24 protein-coding genes and 1 pseudogene are annotated in these 22,323 nt (G+C 60.9%); 15 read left to right on the plus strand and 10 right to left on the minus strand.

Going from position 1 to position 22,323, the window contains the following annotated elements:
• Positions 1 to 41 precede the first annotated feature (41 nt).
• From raiA to IPN92_12675, 7 genes are all read right to left on the minus strand, one after another.
• On the minus strand, positions 42 to 362 hold the full coding sequence (raiA, locus tag IPN92_12645; GenBank protein MBK8639069.1) for a ribosome-associated translation inhibitor RaiA: 321 nt from the start codon (positions 360 to 362) through the stop codon (positions 42 to 44).
• 163 nt (positions 363 to 525) lie between these two features.
• On the minus strand, positions 526 to 2,010 hold the full coding sequence (locus IPN92_12650; protein MBK8639070.1) for an RNA polymerase factor sigma-54: 1,485 nt from the start codon (positions 2,008 to 2,010) through the stop codon (positions 526 to 528).
• A gap of 175 nt (positions 2,011 to 2,185) precedes the next feature.
• A complete protein-coding gene (gene lptB, locus IPN92_12655) occupies positions 2,186 to 2,911 on the minus strand; it encodes an LPS export ABC transporter ATP-binding protein (protein ID MBK8639071.1) in 726 nt (241 codons plus the stop codon).
• Entirely contained in the window at positions 2,908 to 3,459 is a 552-nt protein-coding gene (gene lptA, locus IPN92_12660; GenBank protein ID MBK8639072.1) for a lipopolysaccharide transport periplasmic protein LptA, read from the minus strand. Before lptA ends, lptB begins: the two co-directional genes overlap by 4 nt.
• Entirely contained in the window at positions 3,456 to 4,112 is a 657-nt protein-coding gene (gene lptC / locus IPN92_12665; GenBank protein MBK8639073.1) for an LPS export ABC transporter periplasmic protein LptC, read from the minus strand. The genes lptA and lptC overlap by 4 nt, the downstream gene beginning before the upstream one ends.
• Positions 4,109 to 4,630 carry a 3-deoxy-manno-octulosonate-8-phosphatase KdsC gene (gene kdsC / locus IPN92_12670; GenBank protein MBK8639074.1) on the minus strand — a complete coding sequence of 174 codons (522 nt, stop codon included), beginning with the start codon at positions 4,628 to 4,630 and terminating at the stop codon, positions 4,109 to 4,111. The genes lptC and kdsC overlap by 4 nt, the downstream gene beginning before the upstream one ends.
• 25 nt (positions 4,631 to 4,655) lie before the next feature.
• Complete coding sequence (locus IPN92_12675; protein MBK8639075.1) at positions 4,656 to 5,612, minus strand: KpsF/GutQ family sugar-phosphate isomerase; 957 nt, start codon at positions 5,610 to 5,612, stop codon at positions 4,656 to 4,658.
• 264 nt (positions 5,613 to 5,876) lie between these two features.
• Between IPN92_12675 and IPN92_12680 the strand changes: the two genes are divergently transcribed.
• The 9 genes from IPN92_12680 (at position 5,877) to IPN92_12720 (ending at position 13,405) form a co-directional block, all read left to right on the plus strand.
• Entirely contained in the window at positions 5,877 to 6,710 is an 834-nt protein-coding gene (locus IPN92_12680) for an ATP-binding cassette domain-containing protein (GenBank protein ID MBK8639076.1), read from the plus strand.
• Between the two features lie 4 nt (positions 6,711 to 6,714).
• On the plus strand, positions 6,715 to 7,494 hold the full coding sequence (mlaE, locus tag IPN92_12685) for a lipid asymmetry maintenance ABC transporter permease subunit MlaE (protein MBK8639077.1): 780 nt from the start codon (positions 6,715 to 6,717) through the stop codon (positions 7,492 to 7,494).
• A gap of 3 nt (positions 7,495 to 7,497) precedes the next feature.
• Positions 7,498 to 7,962, plus strand: coding sequence for an outer membrane lipid asymmetry maintenance protein MlaD (gene mlaD, locus IPN92_12690; GenBank protein ID MBK8639078.1), 465 nt, complete (start codon positions 7,498 to 7,500; stop codon positions 7,960 to 7,962).
• A 4-nt stretch (positions 7,963 to 7,966) separates the two neighbouring features.
• Positions 7,967 to 8,587: an ABC transporter substrate-binding protein gene (locus IPN92_12695; protein ID MBK8639079.1), complete on the plus strand. Its 621-nt coding sequence runs from the start codon at positions 7,967 to 7,969 to the stop codon at positions 8,585 to 8,587.
• Entirely contained in the window at positions 8,584 to 8,901 is a 318-nt protein-coding gene (locus IPN92_12700) for an STAS domain-containing protein (protein ID MBK8639080.1), read from the plus strand. The genes IPN92_12695 and IPN92_12700 overlap by 4 nt, the downstream gene beginning before the upstream one ends.
• Positions 8,902 to 9,050: 149 nt before the next feature.
• Positions 9,051 to 10,307 (plus strand): UDP-N-acetylglucosamine 1-carboxyvinyltransferase, encoded by a 1,257-nt coding sequence (gene murA / locus IPN92_12705; protein MBK8639081.1) that lies wholly within the window; start codon positions 9,051 to 9,053, stop codon positions 10,305 to 10,307.
• Positions 10,308 to 10,323: 16 nt separating this feature from the next.
• On the plus strand, positions 10,324 to 10,989 hold the full coding sequence (locus IPN92_12710) for an ATP phosphoribosyltransferase (protein MBK8639082.1): 666 nt from the start codon (positions 10,324 to 10,326) through the stop codon (positions 10,987 to 10,989).
• A gap of 11 nt (positions 10,990 to 11,000) precedes the next feature.
• Positions 11,001 to 12,311, plus strand: coding sequence for a histidinol dehydrogenase (hisD, locus tag IPN92_12715; GenBank protein MBK8639083.1), 1,311 nt, complete (start codon positions 11,001 to 11,003; stop codon positions 12,309 to 12,311).
• 17 nt (positions 12,312 to 12,328) lie between these two features.
• On the plus strand, positions 12,329 to 13,405 hold the full coding sequence (locus IPN92_12720; GenBank protein MBK8639084.1) for a histidinol-phosphate transaminase: 1,077 nt from the start codon (positions 12,329 to 12,331) through the stop codon (positions 13,403 to 13,405).
• Positions 13,406 to 13,532: 127 nt separating this feature from the next.
• Here the strand turns inward: IPN92_12720 and IPN92_12725 are convergent, their stop codons facing one another.
• Both IPN92_12725 and phaE read right to left on the minus strand, forming a co-directional pair.
• A complete protein-coding gene (locus IPN92_12725) occupies positions 13,533 to 14,600 on the minus strand; it encodes a class III poly(R)-hydroxyalkanoic acid synthase subunit PhaC (protein ID MBK8639085.1) in 1,068 nt (355 codons plus the stop codon).
• Between the two features lie 25 nt (positions 14,601 to 14,625).
• Entirely contained in the window at positions 14,626 to 15,672 is a 1,047-nt protein-coding gene (phaE, locus tag IPN92_12730) for a class III poly(R)-hydroxyalkanoic acid synthase subunit PhaE (GenBank protein MBK8639086.1), read from the minus strand.
• 248 nt (positions 15,673 to 15,920) lie between these two features.
• On the opposite strand from phaE, the gene phaR reads away from it, so the two are divergent.
• From phaR to phbB, 3 genes and pseudogenes are all read left to right on the plus strand, one after another.
• Positions 15,921 to 16,385 carry a polyhydroxyalkanoate synthesis repressor PhaR gene (gene phaR / locus IPN92_12735; GenBank protein MBK8639087.1) on the plus strand — a complete coding sequence of 155 codons (465 nt, stop codon included), beginning with the start codon at positions 15,921 to 15,923 and terminating at the stop codon, positions 16,383 to 16,385.
• 143 nt (positions 16,386 to 16,528) lie between these two features.
• Complete coding sequence (locus IPN92_12740; GenBank protein MBK8639088.1) at positions 16,529 to 16,897, plus strand: phasin family protein; 369 nt, start codon at positions 16,529 to 16,531, stop codon at positions 16,895 to 16,897.
• A gap of 17 nt (positions 16,898 to 16,914) precedes the next feature.
• Positions 16,915 to 17,666, plus strand: a pseudogene (gene phbB, locus IPN92_12745) (acetoacetyl-CoA reductase).
• Positions 17,667 to 17,953: 287 nt separating this feature from the next.
• Here the strand turns inward: phbB and IPN92_12750 are convergent.
• Positions 17,954 to 18,562 carry a redoxin domain-containing protein gene (locus tag IPN92_12750; GenBank protein ID MBK8639089.1) on the minus strand — a complete coding sequence of 203 codons (609 nt, stop codon included), beginning with the start codon at positions 18,560 to 18,562 and terminating at the stop codon, positions 17,954 to 17,956.
• Between the two features lie 616 nt (positions 18,563 to 19,178).
• Between IPN92_12750 and IPN92_12755 the strand changes: the two genes are divergently transcribed.
• The 3 genes from IPN92_12755 to IPN92_12765 all read left to right on the plus strand — a co-directional run bounded on the left by IPN92_12755 (position 19,179) and on the right by IPN92_12765 (position 22,052).
• Positions 19,179 to 20,036 carry a hypothetical protein gene (locus IPN92_12755; protein ID MBK8639090.1) on the plus strand — a complete coding sequence of 286 codons (858 nt, stop codon included), beginning with the start codon at positions 19,179 to 19,181 and terminating at the stop codon, positions 20,034 to 20,036.
• A 340-nt stretch (positions 20,037 to 20,376) separates the two neighbouring features.
• Positions 20,377 to 21,066: a hypothetical protein gene (locus IPN92_12760; protein ID MBK8639091.1), complete on the plus strand. Its 690-nt coding sequence runs from the start codon at positions 20,377 to 20,379 to the stop codon at positions 21,064 to 21,066.
• Positions 21,063 to 22,052 carry a hypothetical protein gene (locus tag IPN92_12765; GenBank protein ID MBK8639092.1) on the plus strand — a complete coding sequence of 330 codons (990 nt, stop codon included), beginning with the start codon at positions 21,063 to 21,065 and terminating at the stop codon, positions 22,050 to 22,052. Before IPN92_12760 ends, IPN92_12765 begins: the two co-directional genes overlap by 4 nt.
• Positions 22,053 to 22,323: the final 271 nt, after the last annotated feature.

Consider the following 22,323-nt stretch of genomic DNA (forward strand, 5'->3'; position numbering starts at 1 on the left):
GGGGCGGCGCCGGCGCGGATTATGGCACGGCCTTGCGTCCCTTACTCGCTTTCTGTGACCTTGGGGATGGGCGCGCGGTGTTCGCTCTTTTTCTCCTTATGCTTGAGGATCTGACGATCAAGCTTGTCGCTCAAGGCGTCGATGGCTGCGTACATGTCTTCCTCAGTGGCCTCGGCATGGATATTGCCCCCATTGATCTGAATGGTGGCCTCGGCGCTGTGCCGCAGCTTTTCGACGGCGAGGACGACGTGGGCATCCAGCACATGGTCGAAATGCCGCGAAAGTCGTTCAAAACGGCTCTCGACATAGTTGCGCATGGCCTCGGTGATTTCGACATGATGACCCGTCAAGTTTATTTGCATAGCGTGACTCCTGGGTGTCCGAAGGAATGGCCAAAGACCCGCATCCTGGGCCGGCCAACGCTTGCGATCCCTCGCCCTTGCCACCTTTGCGGGTGGCGAATGGCGGCCCTTCCCGGGGCCGCCGCGCCACTGGCCGGACCAGTGGCGTGACGATACTGGTTACTCATCCTAGCCGGCGGCGCTCGTTCGAGGCCGCGATGCCCAGGTTCTCGCGATATTTTGCGACCGTGCGGCGCGCCACATTGATGCCCTGGTCAACAAGAATCGCCGCAATCCTTTGGTCGCTCAGTGGCTTGGATGGCGATTCGGTGGCTACGAGCTTGCGTATATGGGCGCGGATGGCGACGGAGGAGCATTCCCCCCCCTCGGCGGTATTGACGTGGCTGGAGAAGAAATACTTGAATTCGTAGGTGCCGCGCGGGGTATGCATGTACTTTTGGGTGGTCACCCGGGAGACGGTGGATTCGTGGAGTTCCAGGGCCTCGGCCACGTCGCGCAGCACCATGGCCTTCATGGCCTCCTCGCCCTGTTCAAGAAATTCCCGCTGCATCTCCACGATCTTGGTCGCCACCCTCAGCACGGTATCGTTGCGGCTGAGCAGGCTCTTGATGAACCAGCGCGCATCCTGGAGATGGTTGCGCAAAAAGGTATTGGTATCGCTCTGATCGGCGCGGCGGATAAGCTTAGCGTAATCGGCGTTGATCCGCAGCCGGGGCGTGCACTCGGGGTTCAGTTCCACCACCCAGCCCCCGTCCTTCTTGCGCACAAAGACGTCCGGTATCACATAATCAGGCTTGCTTTCGGCGATCAGGTTGCCAGGGCGGGGCTGCAGGCCGCGGATCTCGAGGATGGCGGCGGCGATCGCCTCGGGTGTTAAACCGAGCTGACGCTGAATCCGGTCCAGGTCGTTGCGCGACAGGGCGAGGAAACAGTGTTCGCAGATGGCCATGGCATCGCGGGTGGCGGGGGAGGGGTCCGGGCGCTGGCGCAACTGGATCAGCAGGCATTCGGCCAGGTCACGGGCACCAACGCCCGGGGGGTCCAGGGCCTGGATGCGATGCAGAACCGTCTCGATCTCCACCAGGGTCAGCTTTTCGTCTCCCAGGACCTCCAGTAATTCCTCGCAGCTTTGGCCGAGGTAGCCGTCGGGGGCGATGGCATCGACGAGGGTGGTGGCGATGGCCATCTCGGTGTCATTGAGACGGATCAGGTTAAGCTGCCAGTGCAAAAAGTCCTGAAGGGTCTCGGCGCGGCTCTGTTGGGCGAAGAGGTCAAAGTCGCCTTCCTCGCCGCCGCTACCGGAGACATGGCCATCGAAGTGGTCGGTCCACTCGCTGTCAACGGGCAAGTCGTTGGGGATGGCGGTGTCATCCGGGGTGAATTCCCGATCCAGCCGCGCCTCGCTGACGGTCTGTTCCTGGTCAATCGGGGCACCTTCATGGCCTGGATCCTGGATAGGGCGCTCGCGGGTGTCCTCGGCCAGGCGTTCGGCCTCCTCGGCGTTTTCCAGCATGAGGTTCGAGTCCAGCGCCTCCTGGATCTCCTCGCGGATTTCCAGGCTCGAGAGTTGCAACAGGCGGATGGCCTGCTGCAACTGCGGCGTCATGGTCAGGTGCTGACCGAGCCGAAGCTGGATCGATTGCTTCATGAGAAATTAAAATCAGACCTGGTATGAGATTTGAATAGCAAAAGCACAGGGTAAAGTGTAGCTGAAAAGCGGGCGGACGACTAAGCCGGCACATGATTGCCCAACCCATCAAGCGCTTTGGGGCTCTTCAGCCTCGTGGCCCCCTGTCTGTCGGTGGTGGCGGACCAGGGCCTGATCACAGCCGGAAATGCTCGCCCAGATAGACGGACCGGACCTGGGCATCCTCCAGCAGGGCTTGGGGGGCGCCCTCCGCAATCACCTGACCCTCGTTGATGATGTAGGCACGGTCGCAGATGTCGAGGGTCTCGCGGACATTGTGGTCCGTGATGAGGACGCCAATACCGCGGTCGCGCAGGTGGGCGACAATCTTCTTGATGTCCCCCACGGCAATGGGATCGACGCCGGCGAAGGGTTCATCCAGTAGCATGACCTTGGGCTCCACCGCCAGAGCCCGGGCAATCTCCAGGCGCCGCCGCTCTCCGCCGGAGAGGCTCATGGCTAGGGAATCGGCGACATGGGCGATACCCAGTTCCTCCAGCAGGTCAAGGCAACGGCTCTGGCGGTGATTGCGATCCAGGTCCTTGCGCGTCTCCAGTACCGCCAGGAGATTGTCCTGGGCGCTGAGTTTGCGAAAGACCGAGGCCTCCTGGGCCAGATAGCTCAGTCCCCGTCGCGCCCGCACATGCATGGGTTTGCCACTGATATCCTGGTCTTCCAGCCAGATTTCGCCCTGATCGGCGGCGACCAGGCCGACGATCATGTAAAAACAGGTGGTCTTCCCGGCGCCGTTGGGACCCAGGAGGCCCACCACCTCGCCCGCATCCACGTCGACGCTGACCCCCCTCACCACATGACGGTGGCGATAGTTCTTGATGAGGTCGCGGGCGCGCAGGGTGGTCATTGTTTGGGGGGCGGCGTGATATGAATTTTTACCCGCTCCTTGCCCTTGGCGCTGGCGCCGGCCTTGACCCTAGCGTTGGTGCGATCGTAAAGGATGCGGTCGCTGCGGAAGGTATCCGTGCCCTGAAAGACGATAGCCTGGTCGATGAGGGTGATCTCGTCCTTGTCGGCCTGGTATTCCATGCGCAGGGCCTCGGCCTGGACCGGCTTTTCCTCGCCCTCGACCGCCTGCTTATAGGTCGCGGGTTTGCCGATGGCGACCACTAACTGCGGACGTTTGTCCTCGGCATGGTGAATGGTGACCTGATCGGCGCGGATCTCCAGGCTGCCCTGTCGCACGATAACCTTGCCCGAATAGAGACTCAGGCGTTTGCCCTCGTCCATCTCGGCGTTGTCGGCCTCCAGGTACAGGGGTTGCTGTTGGTCGGTTTCCAGGGCCCAGGCTGGGGTCGAGGACAAGAGGCAGGACCCGAGGATGAGCCCGGGCAGGGGCAGCCTTGGCCATCCGCCCGCGGGTCTGGGAATTGGGGCATAAAGTCCCTGGATCATGGCATCTCCTCGATCACTTGATCGGCCGGGTCCGGGTCGGGAGGCGGGTCTTGCGCGGGCTTGGGGCGGTATTCCAGGCTCACGCGGCCGAAGAGGCGGGCGCGTAGGGTCTCGCCGAACCAGGCCTCGCCGCCGCGGGGGCTGTTCAGCCAGTCCGCGCCGCTGACGGCGCGCAGGGGTTGGTCGGTACGGCCATATTCCTCGTTGGGCCAGACGAACAGCTCCCGGGTTTCGACCTGGAGGGGCGGGTTGTCCGGGCTGGCCTCGCGGTCCAGAAACACTCTGCCGTGGAGCCGCACCTCCTCGGCCTTCTCGGAAACCCAGCCGCGCTCCGACTTGAGCAGCCAGGGCGGTCCGGTCTTCGGGAACAGGGTCAGACGCGGCTCATCCAGTTCGCTGCCCGCGTTATCCGGGTAATGCCGCGCCTCGCGGGCGACCAGCCGCCGGTGGGGCCGGCCATTTTCGTCCAGGGTGGTGGCTCTCAGTCCATTGATGGTGTGATCCGGCTGGCCTTGGCTCCCATCCTCCACCCGAGGGGGGGCATCGCGCATCCTTCCCAGCCACCAGGCGGTGATGGCCAGCAGGGCAAGCAGGATTGGCAGCAGGCGCTGACGGCTAATGCCCATGCTGGCCGTGTCGAGGGGGGATCTCACAGGTAGCGCGCCATCATGGCCTCCAGGGTACCCTGGGCCTCCATGATGAGTTCGCAGAGGTCCCGGGCCGCGCCCCGGCCACCGGGAGAGCGGGTCTGCCAGTGGGCGTGGCGCTGAACCAGGGGATGGGCGTCGGCGACGGTGACCGCCAGACCGGCGCGGCGCAGGACGGGTAGGTCCACCACGTCATCACCCACATAGGCAATAGCCTCGTCCGTCAGGCCCAGGTTCAGTTTCAGTTCCTCGTAAGCGGCCAGCTTGTCCAGGATGCCTTGATAGAGGTGGTTGATGCCCAGGCTCGCCATGCGGATGCGTACCACCTCCGAGGAGCGGCCGGTGATGATGGCCAGGGTGACCCCGGTTTGACGCAGCATGACCATGCCGTGACCGTCGCGGGAGTTGAAGGCCTTGTACTCCTGACCATCGTCGCCGATAAAGAGGCTGCCGTCGGTAAGTACCCCGTCCACGTCGAAAATGGCGAGTTTGATACGACTGGCGCGCTCAAGGATGTCTCGCATGATGGTGAATCCCCGCTGGCAAATGTTAGACCACGCCCGCTCGCAGCAGGTCGTGCATGTTCAGGGCCCCGGCCAGTTGTCCCGCCTCGTCCACCACCAGCAGGGCGTTGATCTTGCGCTCCTCCATGACCCGCAGGGCCTCGGCGGCGAGAATCCCGACCCTTACCGTCACGGGCTGGCGGGTCATGACGGCATCGACCGGAGTGGCGTGCAGATCGAGGGCCCCATCCAGGGTCCGCCGCAGATCGCCATCCGTATAGATGCCGGCGATACGACCTTCCCCATCGACGATGGCGCTCATGCCCAGCCCCTTGCGCGTCATCTCCATCAGGGTCTCCTTCAGCAGGGTGCCCAGGGGCACGCGGGGGATGGCCTGGTCCCGGTGCATGATGTCGTCGACGTGCAGCAGCAGGCGTCGCCCCAGGGTGCCCGCCGGGTGGGAGCGGGCAAAGTCGTCCCGGGTAAAGCCCCGGCTCTCCAGCAGGGCCACCGCCAGGGCGTCGCCCATGGCCAGGGCCGCCGTCGTGCTGGCGGTGGGGGCAAGGCCCAGGGGGCAGGCCTCCTCGGCCACGCTGACGTCGATGTTCACATCGGCGCCCTGCGCCAGGGTCGAACGGGGGTTCCCGGTCAAGCTGACGAGGGGGACTCCCAGGCGCTTGATCAGCGGCAGGATCAGGAGGATTTCCTCGGTCTCGCCAGAATTGGACAGGGCCAGGACCAGGTCGTCGGGGGTGATCATCCCCAGGTCGCCATGGCTGGCCTCTCCCGGGTGGACGAAGAAGGCCGGGCTGCCGGTGCTGGCCAGGGTGGCGGCGATCTTGCCGGCGATGTGCCCGGACTTGCCCATACCCAGGACGACGATGCGGCCCCGGCAGCGGAGCATCAGGTGGCCGGCGCGCGCGAAGCCCTCGTCAAGGCGCTCCACCAGGGCCAGCACGGCGTTGGCCTCGGTCTCAAGGACCGCCTGGCCCAGGGCGCGCATCTTTTGGGCGCGGTCGGGATTGATCAAGGGTAGGGGCTCGGCGGTGACCATGACCCGGTGATTGTTTCAGAGGCGTCACGGGCACGCAAGGGCGATGCGGATTTGCATTCCCCCGTCGGGACCCAGCCGAAGGCGCCGCCGCCGGTTTGGCTTGACGCTTGCTAGAGGTAAGGGGACAATTTGAGCCTTTGGTACAGCCTTTCGGCGGCGGGAATCGGGCACATGGGATTGAGTAGCCCTCGCATATCCGGCGAGACCGGGGTCATGGCATCCGTGGATCGCCGGCTGGAAGAGCCTGGCGATGATATTCTTGTGCGCATTCGTGGCCTGGCCTTTGCCCATGGCGGCCGGCGTATCTTTGATGGCGTGGACCTGGACATACCCCGGGGCAAGGTGACGGCGGTCATGGGGCCGAGCGGCACGGGTAAGACCACCCTGCTCAAGCTCATCGGGGGTCAACTGCGCCCCCATGCCGGCAAGATCGAGGTGGATGGCGAGGATGTCCATGCCCTGTCCAAGGGTGATCTTTTCCGCCTGCGGACCCGCATGGGGATGCTGTTCCAGAGCGGGGCCCTCTTGACGGACCTCACGGTCTTTGGCAACGTCGCCTATCCTCTGCGCGAACATACCCGGTTACCGGAATCCATGATCCGCAAGCTGGTCCTGATCAAGCTGGAAGCCGTGGGTCTGCGGGGCGCCCGGGACCTGAAGCCCAACGAACTCTCCGGCGGCATGGCCCGACGCGTGGCCCTGGCGCGGGCTATCGCCCTGGACCCCATGATGATTATGTACGACGAACCCTTTACGGGACAGGACCCCATCTCCATGGGGGTGCTGGTCAAATTGATCCGGCAGCTCAACGATGCCAGCCGCCTGACCAGCATTGTCGTCTCCCATGACGTGGCGGATACCACCAGCATCGCCGACTACCTCTATGTCATCGCCGGGGGCAAGGTGATGGCGCGGGGAACGCCCGCGGAGATTCGGGCCTCGTCCTCCGAGTGGGTGACCCAATTCATGGAGGGGCTGCCGGATGGGCCTGTCCATTTCCATTATCCGGCACCCGCCCTGGCGACGGACCTGTTGGGGGCCAACTAACATCATGTTGGATGCCCTTGCCCGTCTCGGCCACCTGGGTCTGCATGCCCTGGCCCGCCTGGGCCGCGGCCATCTGCTGCTCCTGGCTATCCTGAGCGGGCTGCCCAGCCTGCTGGCGCGGCCGCGCCTGCTGTTGGCCCAGATTCACAATGTCGGCGTCCTCTCGGTCTTGATTATCGTGGTGTCGGGGCTCTTCGTGGGTATGGTGCTGAGCCTGCAGGGCCACTATGTCCTGTCCCAGTTTGGGGCGTCGGAGAGCCTGGGGGTCATGGTCGCGGCCTCGCTGGTCCGGGAATTGGGGCCGGTGGTCACGGCCCTCTTGGTCGCGGGTCGCGCCGGCTCCGCCCTGACCGCCGAGATCGGCCTCATGAAGGCTACCGAACAGTTGTCCGGCTTGGAAATGATGGCGGTCGATCCCATCAAGCGTATCCTGACCCCGCGGTTTTTTGGCGGCCTCCTGGCCATGCCCATGTTGGCGGCGATGTTCAGCGCCGTTGGTATTATCGGCGGCTATTTCGTGGGCGTGGGCCTGCTCGGCGTGGATGACGGCGCCTTCTGGAGCCAGATGCAGAGTAAGATCGACTGGCGCGAGGATATCGTCAACGGCGTCATCAAGAGCCTGGTCTTCGGTTGGGTGGTGACCTGGATCGCCCTCTTCGAGGGCCACGACAGCATCCCTACCTCCGAGGGAGTCAGCCGGGCGACCACTCGCACCGTGGTGCATTCCGCCCTGGCCGTGCTCTGTCTGGATTTCGTTCTGACCGCCCTGATGTTTGGAGATTAACCCTTGTCCCGTTTGCGCATAATCGAGATTCTGGTGGGCGCCTTCATGGCGGCTGGCTTCATCGCCCTCTTCTTTTTGGCCATGAAGGTGAGTAACCTGAGCGCCGACGTCGGTGGTCAGGGCTACCGTCTCAGTGCCCGCTTCGAGAATGTCGGCAGTCTCAAGGTCCGCGCCCCCGTGGCCATGGCCGGGGTGCGGGTCGGGCGGGTGGAGGCCATCGATTTCGACAAGGACCGGTACGAGGCGGTGGTGACCCTGCGCATCGACCCGCGTTACGACACCATTCCCGATGACACTATCGCCAGCATCTTCACGTCCGGCCTGCTCGGGGAGCAATATATCGGCCTCGCCCCCGGCGGGAGCGAGGACCATCTCGCCGACGGCGGCAGCCTGACGCAAACCCAATCGGCCCTGGTCCTGGAACAGATGATCGGGCAGTTTCTCTTTAAGAAGGCAGAAGAAGGTTAAGCTTATGAGGCGTTTTGTATTGTTAGCGGTATCGCTCCTCCTGGGGCTGGGTATCCTGGCCGAGGGGGCTTGGGCATCCCAGCCCGACGCGGCGACCAAGCTGGTCCAGGACGTGAGCCAGAGGATGCTCTCCACCCTGGAAAAGCGCCGGGCGGATGTGGAGCGGGACCCCAGCCTGATCTTCGGTCTGGTTGACCAGATCGTCGTCCCCCATTTCGATTTCGAGAAGATCACCCAGTCGGCCGTGGGTCAGCATTGGAAAGATGCCTCCCCCGAACAGCGCAAGGCCCTGGCCAACGGTTTCCGCGAGGTGCTGATCCGCACCTATGCCAAGGCCCTGCTGAATTATTCAGGCCAGGATATCCGCTACCTGCCCGTCAAGCCGGGGCAGCGCGAGGCCACGGTCACCGTGCCCACGGAGGTGCGCGAGCGTGGTGGCCCCGTGGTCCCCGTCGATTACCGCATGTACGAAAAGAATGGCCAATGGCTGGTCTATGACCTGGTCATCGACAATGTCAGCCTCATCGCCAACTATCGCGGCAGCTTCAACACCGAGATCCGCCGCGATGGCATCGATGGCCTCATCCGCCGCCTCGGCCAGATGAACAAGAAGGGCGAGGTGTGAGTCAGGCCCGGCTTCAGTCGCGGGGCCAATCCGAGGGCGTTGTCCGTTACGCCTTGGTGGGCGTCCTGGATTTCCAGACCGTCCCTGGCTTGCTGCCGGATGGGCAAAGGATGCTGGCTGGGGAGGGCCCCCTGGAGCTGGACCTGGTGGAGGTGCACGAGGCCAACAGTGCCGGGCTCGCCCTGCTGCTGGAATGGATTGACCTCGCGGGCCGTCGCGGTCGCCCCCTGCGTCTGTATAATCTCCCTGAGTCCCTGGCCAACCTCGCGGATCTCGCCAATCTCGGTCCCCTTTTGCCGCTGGCGGATCTTTGACAGGCTGGCGGGTCTTCATCCCGGGGCCTGGCGGCTGGGCCGCGCGGAGACCACCCCCGGACCCGTTGCCCAGGTCCCGCCGCTATTCCCCTGACCACCGCCGGCACCCTGGCCAGTTCCACTAACCTTTTTCGTGTTCGCTATTTTTGATGGATAAACTCCTTATTCGGGGCGGCGAACGGCTCGACGGCGAGGTTCGCATCGCCGGCGCCAAGAATGCCGCCCTGCCGATCCTGGCCGGTACCCTGCTGGCCGAGGGCCAGGTGCACCTTTCCAACGTGCCCCACCTACGCGACATCACCACGACCTTGGAATTGCTGGGCCGCATGGGGGTGGCCTTCACCCTGGGCGAGCGCATGGCCGTCCAGTCCGACGCTAACCACGTCAAGCAGTTTTCGGCACCCTACGAGCTGGTGCGGACCATGCGCGCCTCCATCCTGGTGCTGGGGCCCCTCCTGGCCCGCTTCGGCCAGGCCGATGTCTCCCTGCCGGGCGGCTGTGCCATTGGCGCCCGGCCGGTCAATCTGCATATTGACGGCCTGCGGGCCATGGGTGCCGACATCAGTGTCGAGCAGGGCTACATCCGGGCCCGGGCCAAGCGGTTGCATGGCGCCCACCTGATCCTGGAACTGGTCACGGTCACCGGCACCGAAAACCTCATGATGGCGGCGGCCCTGGCCCAGGGCGAGACCCTGATCGAGAATGCCGCCCGGGAGCCCGAGGTTGAGGACCTGGCGGATTTTCTGATCGGCATGGGGGCGCGCATCGAGGGCGCCGGTACCGATCACATCCACATCCAGGGCGTGGACCGCCTGGTGGGCGCCAGTCACCGCATCCTGCCGGATCGCATCGAGGCGGGCACCTTCCTGGTGGCGGCGGCCATGACCGGTGGCCGGGTGGTGTTACGGGACATGCGCCCGGATCTGCTCGACGCCGTCCTCGGCAAGCTGCGCGAGGCCGGGGCCGAGATCGAGACGGGCCCGGATTGGATCAGCCTCGACATGGGGGGGCGCCGCCCGCGCTCCGTCAATATCCACACGGCCCCTCACCCGGCCTTTCCCACCGATATGCAGGCCCAGTTCTGCGCCCTGAACAGCATCGCCGAGGGTGTCGCCACCATTAGCGAGAACGTCTTCGAGAATCGCTTCATGCACATCCCCGAACTGCAGCGCATGGGGGCCGACATCGCCCTGGAGGGTCATATCGCCATCTGCCGCGGGGTCCCCCGCCTGACCGGTGCCCCCGTCATGGCCACCGACCTGCGCGCCTCCGCCGGACTGGTCCTGGCCGGGCTCGTAGCCGAGGGCGAGACCCTCATCGACCGCATCTACCACCTCGACCGCGGCTATGACAATATCGAGGAGAAGCTGTCGGGTCTGGGCGCGAGCATCCGGCGCGTCCACTGATCGCGGAGCCCTGAACATGGCCTTCGACGCCTCCCTCACCATCGCCCTCTCCAAGGGCCGGATCTTTAAGGAGACCCTGCCCCTTCTGGCCCACGCCGGCATCCAGCCCCTGGATGACCCCGAGACCAGCCGCAAGCTGATCCTGGATACCAACCAGGCCCAGGTGAAGCTGGTCATCATCCGGGCCAGCGACGTCCCGACCTATGTCCAGTATGGTGCCGCCGACGTGGGGGTGGCCGGCAAGGACGTCCTACTGGAACATGGCGGCGACGGCCTTTACGAACCCCTGGATCTGCGTATCGCCCGCTGCCGCCTGATGGTGGCGGGGATTCCCGAGGCGGCGCTTACCTCCGGAGGCGGACGGCTGCGGATCGCCACCAAATACGTCAAGTGCGCCGAACGCCACTTCGCCGCCAAGGGTCAGCAGGTGGAGGTGATCAAGCTCTATGGCTCCATGGAGCTGGCCCCCCTGGTGGGGCTGGCGGACCTGATCGTCGATCTGGTGGAGAGCGGTAATACCCTCAAGGCCAACGGCTTGGTCCCCCTGGAGCACATTGCCCCCATCAGCTCCCGTCTCGTGGTCAACAAGGCCGCTTGGAAGATGAAACACGCCGCCGTCATGGCCCTGCTGGGCGCCCTGCGCGAGGCGGTGACCCAGGCCCAGGCTATCCAACATGCTTAGAGGTTAGGCCCATGGCCGATATTCGCCGATTCTCCACCGCCGATGGGGACTTTTCCGACCGGCTCCAAGCCCTGCTCGCCTGGGAGTCCGTCTCCGATGCCCAAGTCCGGGGGACGGTGGATGTCATCATTCAGGACCTGCGCGCGCGCGGCGACGCGGCCCTACTGGAATACACCCGCCGTTTCGACCGGTGGGAGCCCGCGACCGGCGCGGATCTGGAGATCCCCCAGGCCCGCCTGGAACAGGCCTGGCATACCATCCCGGCCGACCAGCAGGTCGCCCTGCGTCTGGCCGCCGAGCGCATCCGCGCCTATGCCGACTACCAGGCCATGACCGGCTGGAGTTATATCGAGGACGATGGCACCCTCCTGGGCCAGAAGGTCACGCACCTGGACCGGGTCGGGCTCTATGTTCCCGGTGGTAAGGCGGCCTATCCCTCCTCGGTGCTGATGAATGCCATCCCCGCCAAGGTGGCCGGGGTGCCGGAGCTCATCATGGTGGTCCCCACCCCCGCCGGCGAGCTCAACGAACTGGTCCTGGCGGCAGCCCACGTCGCGGGCGTGGATCGGGTCTTCGCCATTGGTGGTGCCCAGGCGGTGGCCGCCCTGGCCTATGGCACCGAGTCCGTGCCGGCGGTTGACAAGATCGTGGGCCCGGGCAACATCTATGTCGCCACCGCAAAGCGGGCCGTCTTCGGCCAGGTCGGCATCGACATGGTGGCCGGACCCTCGGAGATCCTCATTCTCTGCGATGGCGGCACGGCCCCGGAATGGATCGCCATGGACCTCTTCTCCCAGGCCGAGCACGACGAGGATGCCCAGTCGATCCTCATTGCCTGGGACTCGCACTTTCTCGATCAGGTGGCGGCGGCCATCGACCAACTGCTACCGAACATGGAACGGCGCGACATCATCGCCGCCGCCCTGCGCGCCCGCGGTGCCCTCATCCTGGCGCGGGACCTGGACGAGGCCGTGGCCGTCGCCAACCAGATCGCCCCCGAGCACCTGGAGCTCTCCGTCGCCGATCCCGAGATTCTGATCAGCCGCATCCGTCACGCGGGCGCCATCTTCATGGGCCGCCACACCGCCGAGGCACTGGGGGACTACTGCGCCGGGCCCAACCATGTCCTCCCTACCTCCCGCACCGCCCGCTTCTCCTCGCCCCTGGGGGTCTATGACTTCCAGAAACGCTCCAGCCTCATCATGGCCTCCGCCACCGGTGCCGCCACCCTGGCGCATACGGCCTCGGTGCTGGCCCGAGGCGAGGGACTGACCGCCCACGCCCGGTCGGCGGAGTATCGTGGCCAGGGTCCCAGGTCCTAGGGCCGGAGCGCAAGCCGATGCAGCATCTGATCGAGCGGCTGGTCCGCCCCGAAATTCTGGCCCTAACCGCCTATCACGTCCCCGACGCCGCCGGGCTCATCAAGCTGGATGCCATGGAGAACCCCTATGGCCTGCCGGAGGGCCTGCGTCGGGAATGGCTGGAGCAACTGGCGGTCGTGGACGTCAACCGCTACCCGGACCCCCAGGGCACCCGCCTGCGGGAGGCCCTGCGCGCGGCCCTGAAGATACCGCCGGACATGGCGATCCTGCTCGGCAACGGCTCGGACGAGATCATCCAGATGCTGTGCCTGACCCTGGCCCAACCCGGCCGCAAGGTGCTGTCGGTGGAGCCGGGTTTCGTCATGTTCCGCCTGATCGCCCGCTTCGCGGGGATGGAATATGTGGGCGTGCCCCTGCGGGCGGATGACTTTGCGCTGGACAAGGAGGCGGTGCTGGCGGCCCTGGCCCGGGAGCGGCCCGTCCTGACCTTTCTGGCCTATCCCAACAACCCCACGGGCAACCTCTTCGATGCCGAGGCCCTGGGCGAGATCATCGCCGCCGCGCCGGGCCTGGTGGTGGTGGACGAGGCCTATGCCCCCTTCACCGACGCCAGCTTCATGGCGCGCCTGGGGAACTGGCCCAATCTCCTGGTCATGCGCACCGTCTCCAAGATGGGGCTGGCGGGGCTACGGCTGGGCCTGCTGGCAGGGCCCCCGGCCTGGTTGGATCAGATCGACAAGACCCGGTTACCCTATAACATCAATGTGCTCACCCAGGTCAGCGCCGCCTTTGTCCTCGGCCACAAGGCCCGCTTCGACGAACAGACCCAGCTCATCCGCAAGGAGCGCCAGCGCCTTTTCGAAGCCCTGGCCGCCTTACCGAGGGTCCACCCCTATCCCAGCCAGGCCAACTTTATTCTGGCGCGGGTGACCCCGGGCCGCGCCGACGCCCTGTTTCGGGCCCTCAAGGCCCGGGGCATCCTGATCAAGAACCTCAATGGCGCCCACCCCCTGCTCGCCGACTGCCTGCGCGTCACCGTGGGGACCCCCGAGGAAAACGCCGCCTTCCTCGCCGCCCTGGGGGCTGCCCTCTAGCTCGGATCACCCCCCCAAAAATCTCCCATCCCCCAAAAAGCAGAAGGCCCCAGTCTCCATCTTGATGAGGGAGGCCGGGGCCTTGCTAGGCCATCCGATCCAGATTGCGATCTAGATCAGACGGGGTTCAGGAGCGCTCGTTCAGCCAACTGCCGATGGCGGGCGTGACTTCCTTCTGGGCCTTGCCGCTGACATAGATGCCGATGTGGCCGCCGGGGAAGGCCAGTTCTGTGTAGTCCTTGCTGCTGGTCCGGCCAGCCAGGGCGCGGGAGGCATCGGGCGGCACCAGATGGTCCTGCAGCGCATAGATGTTCAACACCGGGCAGGCGATGTTGGCCAGGGCGACCTCATGGTCGCCAATTTGCAGGCCGCCGTTGAGGAGCTTGTTCTGCTGGAAGAAGTCCTTGGCGAACTGGCGGAAGGTCTCCCCCGCCTGGTCCGGGCTGTCAAAGATCCATTTTTCCATGCGCAGAAAATTCTTGATCTTGTCCGGGTCGTCCAGGACATCGACCATGTTGACATACTTCTGGCCGGTCAGGCTAAAGGGCTTCAAGGACAGGAAGGACCAGTTGAGGAGCTCGCCGGGGAGATTGCCCATGGTATCAACGGCCAGGTCAACGTCGATGTCCTGGACCCAGGCCGACAGCAGGTTATCCGGGGTCTTGAAGTCCACCGGGGTGACCATGACCACCAGGTTGCGGACCTTCTCCGGGTGCATGGCGCTGTAGCAGAGGCTGAAGGCTCCACCCTGGCAGATGCCGAGGAGGTTGATGGTGTCCAGGCCATGGGTCTCGCGAATGTAATCGACGCAGTTGTCGAGGTAATTGTTGAGATAGTCGTCGATGGTCAGGGAGCGGTCGGCATGATCCGGGTAGCCCCAATCGATGAGATAGACGTCCTGACCCGTGGCCAGCAGGCCCTTGATGGTGGACCTGTCCTCCTGAATGTCCGCCATGTAGGGGCGATTGACCAGGGCATAGACGATCAGCAGGGGCACCGGGTTGCGCTTGACGCCCTCGTGAGCGCGGTAGCGGTAGAGCACCAGTTTGTCTTCCCGGTAAACGGGATCGCGGGGGCTGACGCCGGTGTCGATCTTATCGGCGTTCAGTAGGTTCTCCATGCCCTTGCCCAGCTTGCGGCTGAAGTCGAGCATCTCCTCGGAGAGTTTGTCGGGACGGATGTCAATAGGCAGCATCATTTTTTAGTCTCCTCGGGGCTCATTATTCCGCAGGCGTGGACAGGACGGGCTTCTTGCGGATCACGGGCCGCTTTTCGGGCACGGTGCTATTGGCGACCGCGGGCACCGCGGCGGTCCCCGCGCCGGTCAGGGCGGCGACCTGCACTTGCAGGGCATGCAGCTCCTTGCGCAGAATCTTATTCTCGCGGCGGCTCTGCTGAACACGGTCCTGCAGGGTGCGCAGTTCGCCGCGGGTCGGCATGTTCATGCCACCCAGGGTCTCGTCAACCATCACGGACATGCGTTGCTTCAGGGCCATCTGGGAGTTGACTAGCTCGCCATGGATGCGGGCATAGTCGGGGCTCTGGACCTCCTTGGCGTAAACGTCCTCGCAGCAACCGACCCAGGTGTCATAAAGGCCGCGGGCCGAATCGATGACCTTACCCGAGGCCTGCATCTGCTCCAGGACCTCGCGCATCCGGTTGACCGACTTGACGCCCATCTCCGAGAAAATCGACATGTATTGTTGCAGGGCCTTCTGATAGGCCACGCTGCGGCGCATCAAATCCTGATATTGAGACTGCTCCTCGCGGGTATAACCCAGACCGGGGGCGGAGAGGACCTTGTCAACGGTGCTACCCCCGGCATGGGGCATGTTGCGCAACAGGTCGCCAGGCATGGGGCTCATGGAGGAGGCCATGCGCTGCCAGTTGTCGTAGGGCAGTTCCCAGAAGGCCATCATCTTGTGTAGGGCCTGATCCCCCTGCTCCTGGCCGCCGGAGAAGGCCTTCTGCATGTCGTTGAGGGCCTTGGTCATGTGCGACCAGGAATCCGTGGCGCCGCCGCCGAACTGGGGCATAGGGCGGGCAAAGGTGTCCGCCATGCGGAAAAACATCTTGCCCTGGTCCATCATCCGCTCCATGAAGGTGCGGGACATATCCGGCGCGGCCGGCGCAAAGGCCTTCCACCAGTGATCCAGGGCGCCTTCCCAGGGGTTGGCTTGGGGGACTTGGGCGCCCATCGCCCTGCGGCTCATGTCGGTCCACTGTTCCCAGTATTTTTGCTGAAGGCTCAGCCAGTCGTCGGTCATGGGGGGTTCTCCTTTTTGGTGTGTGGTGAAAAACTATCACGGATAATTGTGCGCTGCAACAAAAGCAGCTTAGAATAGGTCATCGGGCATCGATGGCGGCAAGGCCAGTTCCGGCTGCCATATTAACGAGAGGACCTTCCTGATGAGAAAAAATATCGTGATCGTCACTCCCGGCACCACCGTCTCCGGCGCTAGTCTCTCCTGAGTCCCCCTTCGCTCACCCCGCACCCGCTTCGGAGTCGTCCCCCATGCCCAGCGAACGCATCATCAAGAAATACCCCAATCGCCGCCTCTATGACACCAAGATTAGCCGCTATGTCACCCTAGCCGATGTCCGGGCCCTGGTCATGCAAGGCGTCGGCTTCCGGGTGCTGGATACCAACAATGACGATGACATCACCCGCGCCATCCTGCTCCAGATCATGCTGGAGGAGGAGAGTGGTGGGGAGCCCCTCTTCACCGCCCCCATGCTGGCCCAGATCATCCGTTTCTACGGGGGTACCCTCCAGGGCATGCTGTCGCGCTACATGGAGAAATCCCTGGATTTCTTTGTCAAGCAGCAAAATCAGCTACGCGAGACCTGGGGCGAAAACCCCTTTGACGCCATGACCCGCCTGGCGCAGCGCAACATCGATATGTGGTCGGACCTCCAGAATGATTTTCTGCGCGCCTCGGGCTATAAAAAGCGGTCCGATACGGACAAGAATCCCTGAAGGGCCGGGGTGACGGGGGTCGGGCTTGGCTCGCCCGGCCGCCGGGACCAAAAAAGTAGTTGACACCCGTTCCCCGAATTATTATTGTGCACCGCAGCAATGCTGCATTGCACAAAAGAAACTGAAACCTTAGGAGATAGCTCATGACCAATAAAGACAACCTGGCCGCCATGAACGAGTTAGGCACCAAGGGCGCCGAGCGCCTGAACAGCCTGGGCGACCTTAATCTGAAGATCTGGGAGAAGATGGCGGCCCGCCAGCTTGAGGCCCTGAACCTCATGATGGAGCAAAGCGTGCGCCAGATGAAGATCGCCAGTGAGGCCAAAGGGTATAATGAGTTCGTAAAGGCCCAGGTCGATCTGGCCAAGGAAGCCAGCGAGCGCATGATGGAAGAAGTCCGCACCAACATGTCGCTGGCCAACGAAGTCCGTGATGAGTACCGCGCCTGGGCCCAGGCCGGCATGTCCGAACTGACTGCCGAAATGAAAAAGAACGCCGCCAAAGCGGCTTAATTCGGGAGTTGAATAATATGGCGCAACCAACACGCGTGGCCCTGGTAACCGGTGGTATCGGCGGTATCGGTACTTCCATCTGCCAGCGTCTGGCTAAGGAGGGTCATCGGGTGGTAGCCAACTACCATCCCTCGGAGCAAGAGCAGGCGGAGGCCTGGCTAGTGGCGCGGCAGGCGGAAGGCCTGGACGTTACCCTGGCGGTAGGAGACGTTTCCTCCTTCGAGGATACCCAACGGCTGGTGGCCGGGGTCCTGGAGAGCATGGGAACCGTGGACGTGTTGGTAAACTGTGCCGGCATCACGCGCGACAAGACCTTCAAGCGCATGGAGCAGGCTCAGTGGGAGGCGGTGATCAACGTCAACCTGAACTCGGTGTTCAACGTCACCCGCCAGGTTTGGGAGGGGATGCTGGAGCGCGGCTTTGGTCGCATCATCAACATCTCCTCCGTCAACGGCCAGCGCGGCCAGTTTGGTCAAGCCAACTATTCCGCCGCCAAGGCGGGCATGCATGGCTTCACCATGGCCTTGGCCCAGGAAGGCGCGGCCCGGAACGTGACGGTTAATACCGTTTCTCCCGGTTACGTCGAGACCGCCATGACCCTGGCCATGCGTGACGACGTCCGCGAGAGCATCATCTCCGGCATTCCGATGCGCCGCATGGCCCAACCGGCGGAGATCGCCGCCGCCATCGCCTTCCTGACGTCGGACGATGCGGCCTACACATCACCGGGGCCAATATCCCGGTCAACGGCGGCCTCTTTATGCATTAAGAGACCGCGCAGGGTCCTGGGCCAGCCGTAATCGGCCCGGGTACCTGCTAGATAGGCGCCGCTGGACGTCGATGCGATGACCGGCGATGCCTTCCGGGCCTTCCCCAGGAAGGTCCCCCTATTTCCGACCAGGCCGCCATTGACGTGGCCTGGCGATTTCCGCGGCAGCGTTCGTCGCTCGCGGAGAAAACAGGTCCTCCTCGTCTCTCTCAATCATTGAGAAGAGCTTTAAGCCCAGCGCTAGCTGGGCTTTTTTTTGCCTGGATAAACCGACAACAACCTGACGGTCAGAACTTTACCGAACAGCCATAAGGCCGCGTCACCGGATTGGCGATCGGTTTGCCAGCAGCCAACTCGGCCATGGCCATCCGCACATAATTATTGGCGCCCGCGATATCCGCCGGGTCCGTGGTGGGCTTGTCATCCATGCCACCCCGATAGGCCAGGGTGCCGGCTTCATCAATGATGAAGAGGTGCGGAGTCGTTTTCGCCTCATAGGCCCGCCCCAGGACTCCCTGGCTGTCGAGCACCACGGCGGTTGGGGCAGCCCCACGGCTCGTGGTCAGGGCGTCCGCTTCGGCGGCGCTGACATGGCCCTGCTTGCCGGGGGCCGAGGAAATGACCGAGAGCCAGATGTAGCCGGCGCTGGTCGCCTCCTTCTGCAGGGCCTGCATGTTGCCCGCACCATAGTGCTTGATGACATAGGGGCACTGATCGTTAGTCCACTCCAGGATCACCCTTTTCCCCTTCAATTCGGGCAGGCTCCAGGTCTTGCCGGCCGTGTCCACGGCATTGAAAGCGGGTGCCGGGTAGCCGATCTTGGGTGCCGCCTGGGCCAGTCCGAGGGTGGCCGCCAAAGCCAGGGCCCCCAAGAGGGTCGTCTTCAGAAAGTTCATGGGGTATCTCCTCTGCGGTGGGATGGTGTAAACCCGGGATTATAGTGGGGCGGTGGGTAGCTCAACCCAGCGATTTGACTGCCAGGGGTGCTAGGTAGCTCGGCGGCGGCCCCGAGAGACTCTGTTACCAGGGAATCGGCCTGGATCTGGGATGTAATAAGGATGACGTTATGGAAGGCAATACAGGTATCGAGGGGGCTGGTATAGGTAGGACCGCTAACAGGAGCAGATGTGGTTCTAAAATACTATTAAGATTCAGTGATCTATAGCAGCCGACCCTCCAAGTATCGGTAATAGGTACTAAAAGGAGCAAGGGGCCACGGGGCGGGTGCAGGATCGCGGGACATGGCACCCAGGGTGACCTAGATCAACTATTTTGGTGGGTTGGCAAGATTTTTCAGGATTTCAAGTTATTGATTTATATTAGATTAACGCCCTAAATGTCGTAATTGTTAGTGATTTGGTCGTATTTGGTTCGTAGACGGCGGGACAAGGGGGGTCTAGGCTATGGATCGGGCTCGGGAACCGCGATGGGACTTACTTCTTGGCCTCGCGCTTAAAGACATAGAACGTTGCCAGGGAATCGGCCTGAACCGGGATGTGAAGGTGGGACATCTTGGGTACACAAATATCATTTGCCACTGGCTGGCATCTGGTTTTCAATGCTGAGGTGAATGATATGTCAAAAAAACGAGTAGCAATAGCAGCGATCATCACGATGTTGGGCTTCTCCAGCACGGCTTGGTCCGATTCTGCAAAGTTAGTAAATCCTAGTGGTGGCCATTTCTATCAACGCATCGATGCAGAAGAAAACTGGAATAATGCTAAGACTTCTTGCGCCAACTTAGGTGCTTACCTTGCGACAATCACCAGCCAGTCAGAAAATGACTGGATTCAAGAAACTCTATCTACGGGGAATCAAATATTGATAGGTGGTACGGATGCAGCAATAGAGGGTACTTGGACCTGGATTACCGGAGAAACTTGGAGTTATACAAACTGGAATTACGGAGAACCAAACAACGCGGACAATGAGGAATCATTGGAAATATTATCTACCGGGAAATGGAATGATATCCCTAATGATATTACCCGTCCCTATCTCTGTGAATGGAATGGTCCTTGGTTGCCATTGACCAGCAGCGATACGTGCTGGCGGCATACACCATCAAAATCCCTCATTCGCGTTCGGTTTATCGCAGTGGGTACCGGCTACTACCAATTTGCAGGTAAGATGGTCGAGTCAACCGGTTTGATCAATCCGATATTTGGCAGTGCTGTCGTTACTGCAACCAAATTGCTCGGGACATCGACACACAGCGGGGCCGATCCCTCCAATTACTGGGGAGAGATAAGCAATTGGTCAATCAACCGACAAACAAAAGCGCTAACAGCCAAGGCCATTGGCATGGAAAAAATTGACACGGAGCCCTACTACATTAACCTCACTCTGGGTTTAGTAGCTTGCCCCTAGTGTAAGCACCAGGTGCTGGGGACTATCGAATTATATCAATGGTCCTTAATTGACCAAGACCTAGGCCGATGAATAGGCTGGCACTTACAAGTCCACTGAGAAAAACGGTGGGCTTTTTGCTGGGGACCAAAAGTTGAGGTAAACGTTTGGGCAGTGCCCCAATCCGTAGGGCGATGGCGATATTTATAGATATTAATCAGCATGTTAGAAAGCATTGCCCTGCTGGTCTGGGCACCACCAATCAGACACCAGTGACCTTAATAAAGTTATAAGATACTCCCCCCCTTTGCAAAATAAGGTCTGCTAACCCCTCATCCCCCTGATTCATTGGTGTATAAGCATGTTACTACTCGAAAGCGTACAGTTACGCACAGAAATACTTAATTGGCGAGATCGGCAATTTGAAAAAACCCATAATAAGCTAGCGCGCGAGTTGATGGTTCTTTTTTCTGCTTTGGATTCAGAAATTGTTAAAATGGAATACAAGGATATTTTTCTATATGGAGCTGAATATAGTAAATTACATTTCCAGCCTATTTACACTGCTTGGGCGGAACGTGAAATTCGGGAAATAGTTGAGGGCGCAGAAGCAGATCTACGGAAAATAGCGACTGACAAAAGTCTCCAGTTTTCGCATGATTCATCACGTCAAGCTTATGATGGATCTTCTTCGTATGGAACAGAAGTAACCACAGCAACCCTCGCGTGTGCAGGAGCCTTAGTCGCTATACCAACATTTGCCTCTTGGTCTGTAGTTTCCGCAGGCGGTATAGCCGGGTGGCTTGGCGCAACTGTCATTAGTTGGCCTGTCGTAATTGCTGGGATTGCGGTTGGTGGCACCTTCCTTGTTATATCTGGAACTAAATGGGCAAATTTAAAAGAAAATGTACATAATAGTATCAAAAAAAATATCCGGAACAGTATTAGACAACAGGTTTTAGGTAACGAAGAAATTAATTCTTTGTGCCAGCGCATACATGCACATCTTGAAAAAGTTACCAATGCAATCCTGGAGGAGATTCCGGCGTGATTGATTCTATACCCTTCAAAATACCCTTGGAATTCGCCGCCGGTCTGGCCGATGGGAGCATTACTCGGATAGGTACACTGCTCAAAGATACTTCAACAGGTCAGATACTTGCCCACGTTCAAGAAACCGGAGTTGCTCAAAACCTTCTGCAAGGCATCAGCAGCACTCCCTTCATGGCGCTCGGCGGTCTTGACTTAGCAACCTCGGGTTTTGCTAATTATCAACTTGCCCAACTTAAAACTTTGGTTGAAGGACTTCAGGTATTGCAATATGCTAACCTTGGTGTTGCACTTGCTGGGATAGGGGTTAGCGTAATCGGCTTTTCTATGATCAATAAGAGACTGAAGATAATAGAAAGACAAATTGCCGAAATGAGCGCAAGGATTGAACAACATTTTTCTGATCTTTCTCAGAGTGTATTGCGTCATCACTACTACCAAGTCCAGACACTATTTGAGATGGCAGGGCAGGCTCTTTGCTTAAAAAATCCGGATCGCGAACTTCTTACCGTTTCATCGCAGTTAGGTATTGAAAGTGGGTACTTCCGGGGTGAAGTCACTTACATGCTGGGTAAGGAGAATTTTGACCCTGACTTGTTTTTATCACTAACTCGCTCGTATACCTTATGCAATGCCGGACGCCTAGAATGTCTTATGCTTGCACGTGAACTTCCAGCGGCTAAAAAGGTGGCCCAAGATTTTGGTTCTCAGTATCGGTCACTTTTCGACCCGTTAGTGCCAAACCGCATCGCAACTAACATGCTTCCAGTAGAAGAAAGATGGCTAGAAGGTTCATCTTTCAAACTGAAAAAAATCCAGGCTGAAATGACTATCTTAGTACAAGGAGTTAGAGATGCAACGGATGCTGCACTTACCAAACCATTTTTATTGGACACTCTCATCGAGAAGGAAATTGATGGATATGAGTATATTAAGACTCTCCGAGAAGAGAAATCTAACCCTCTTTACTTGTTGGCCGCAACATAACCCCAGTATATGAAAAAGATTAGGAAATCACACATCATTAAGCCAGGCTCACTTCTGTTTTTTTTGTGTTAATTCAACCCTAACCCTAAACACACCTTCATCTTCTTTCAACACTCATGCATTTATCTAATTTCACCCTAAAAGATCACTAGAATCAAAATCTTTTAGACACCCCTATCCCCTCATAACCTGCTTCGGCGGGTTTTTTTATGCCCGGAGACATGAAGCTATACTGTAATTCAAAGCACCCGTAGACCCAAACATCACCCTT

Source organism: Chromatiaceae bacterium, from assembly GCA_016714645.1.
In the GTDB taxonomy this organism is placed as follows: Bacteria; Pseudomonadota; Gammaproteobacteria; order Chromatiales; family Chromatiaceae; genus M0108.

Coding starts and splice junctions, on each gene's coding strand:
- mlaE (MBK8639077.1), top strand. CDS start 6,715: ATGTTGGATGCCCTTGCCCGTCTCGGCCACCTGGGTCTGCATGCCCTG.
- IPN92_12675 (MBK8639075.1), bottom strand. CDS start 5,612: ATGCGCGCCCTGGGCCAGGCGGTCCTTGAGACCGAGGCCAACGCCGTG.
- IPN92_12650 (MBK8639070.1), bottom strand. CDS start 2,010: ATGAAGCAATCGATCCAGCTTCGGCTCGGTCAGCACCTGACCATGACG.
- IPN92_12740 (MBK8639088.1), top strand. CDS start 16,529: ATGACCAATAAAGACAACCTGGCCGCCATGAACGAGTTAGGCACCAAG.
- kdsC (MBK8639074.1), bottom strand. CDS start 4,630: ATGCGAGACATCCTTGAGCGCGCCAGTCGTATCAAACTCGCCATTTTC.
- phaE (MBK8639086.1), bottom strand. CDS start 15,672: ATGACCGACGACTGGCTGAGCCTTCAGCAAAAATACTGGGAACAGTGG.
- hisD (MBK8639083.1), top strand. CDS start 11,001: ATGGCCGATATTCGCCGATTCTCCACCGCCGATGGGGACTTTTCCGAC.
- IPN92_12725 (MBK8639085.1), bottom strand. CDS start 14,600: ATGCTGCCTATTGACATCCGTCCCGACAAACTCTCCGAGGAGATGCTC.
- IPN92_12695 (MBK8639079.1), top strand. CDS start 7,967: ATGAGGCGTTTTGTATTGTTAGCGGTATCGCTCCTCCTGGGGCTGGGT.
- IPN92_12750 (MBK8639089.1), bottom strand. CDS start 18,562: ATGAACTTTCTGAAGACGACCCTCTTGGGGGCCCTGGCTTTGGCGGCC.
- IPN92_12680 (MBK8639076.1), top strand. CDS start 5,877: ATGGCATCCGTGGATCGCCGGCTGGAAGAGCCTGGCGATGATATTCTT.
- murA (MBK8639081.1), top strand. CDS start 9,051: ATGGATAAACTCCTTATTCGGGGCGGCGAACGGCTCGACGGCGAGGTT.
- IPN92_12710 (MBK8639082.1), top strand. CDS start 10,324: ATGGCCTTCGACGCCTCCCTCACCATCGCCCTCTCCAAGGGCCGGATC.
- lptA (MBK8639072.1), bottom strand. CDS start 3,459: ATGATCCAGGGACTTTATGCCCCAATTCCCAGACCCGCGGGCGGATGG.
- raiA (MBK8639069.1), bottom strand. CDS start 362: ATGCAAATAAACTTGACGGGTCATCATGTCGAAATCACCGAGGCCATG.
- lptB (MBK8639071.1), bottom strand. CDS start 2,911: ATGACCACCCTGCGCGCCCGCGACCTCATCAAGAACTATCGCCACCGT.
- phaR (MBK8639087.1), top strand. CDS start 15,921: ATGCCCAGCGAACGCATCATCAAGAAATACCCCAATCGCCGCCTCTAT.
- IPN92_12760 (MBK8639091.1), top strand. CDS start 20,377: ATGTTACTACTCGAAAGCGTACAGTTACGCACAGAAATACTTAATTGG.
- IPN92_12720 (MBK8639084.1), top strand. CDS start 12,329: ATGCAGCATCTGATCGAGCGGCTGGTCCGCCCCGAAATTCTGGCCCTA.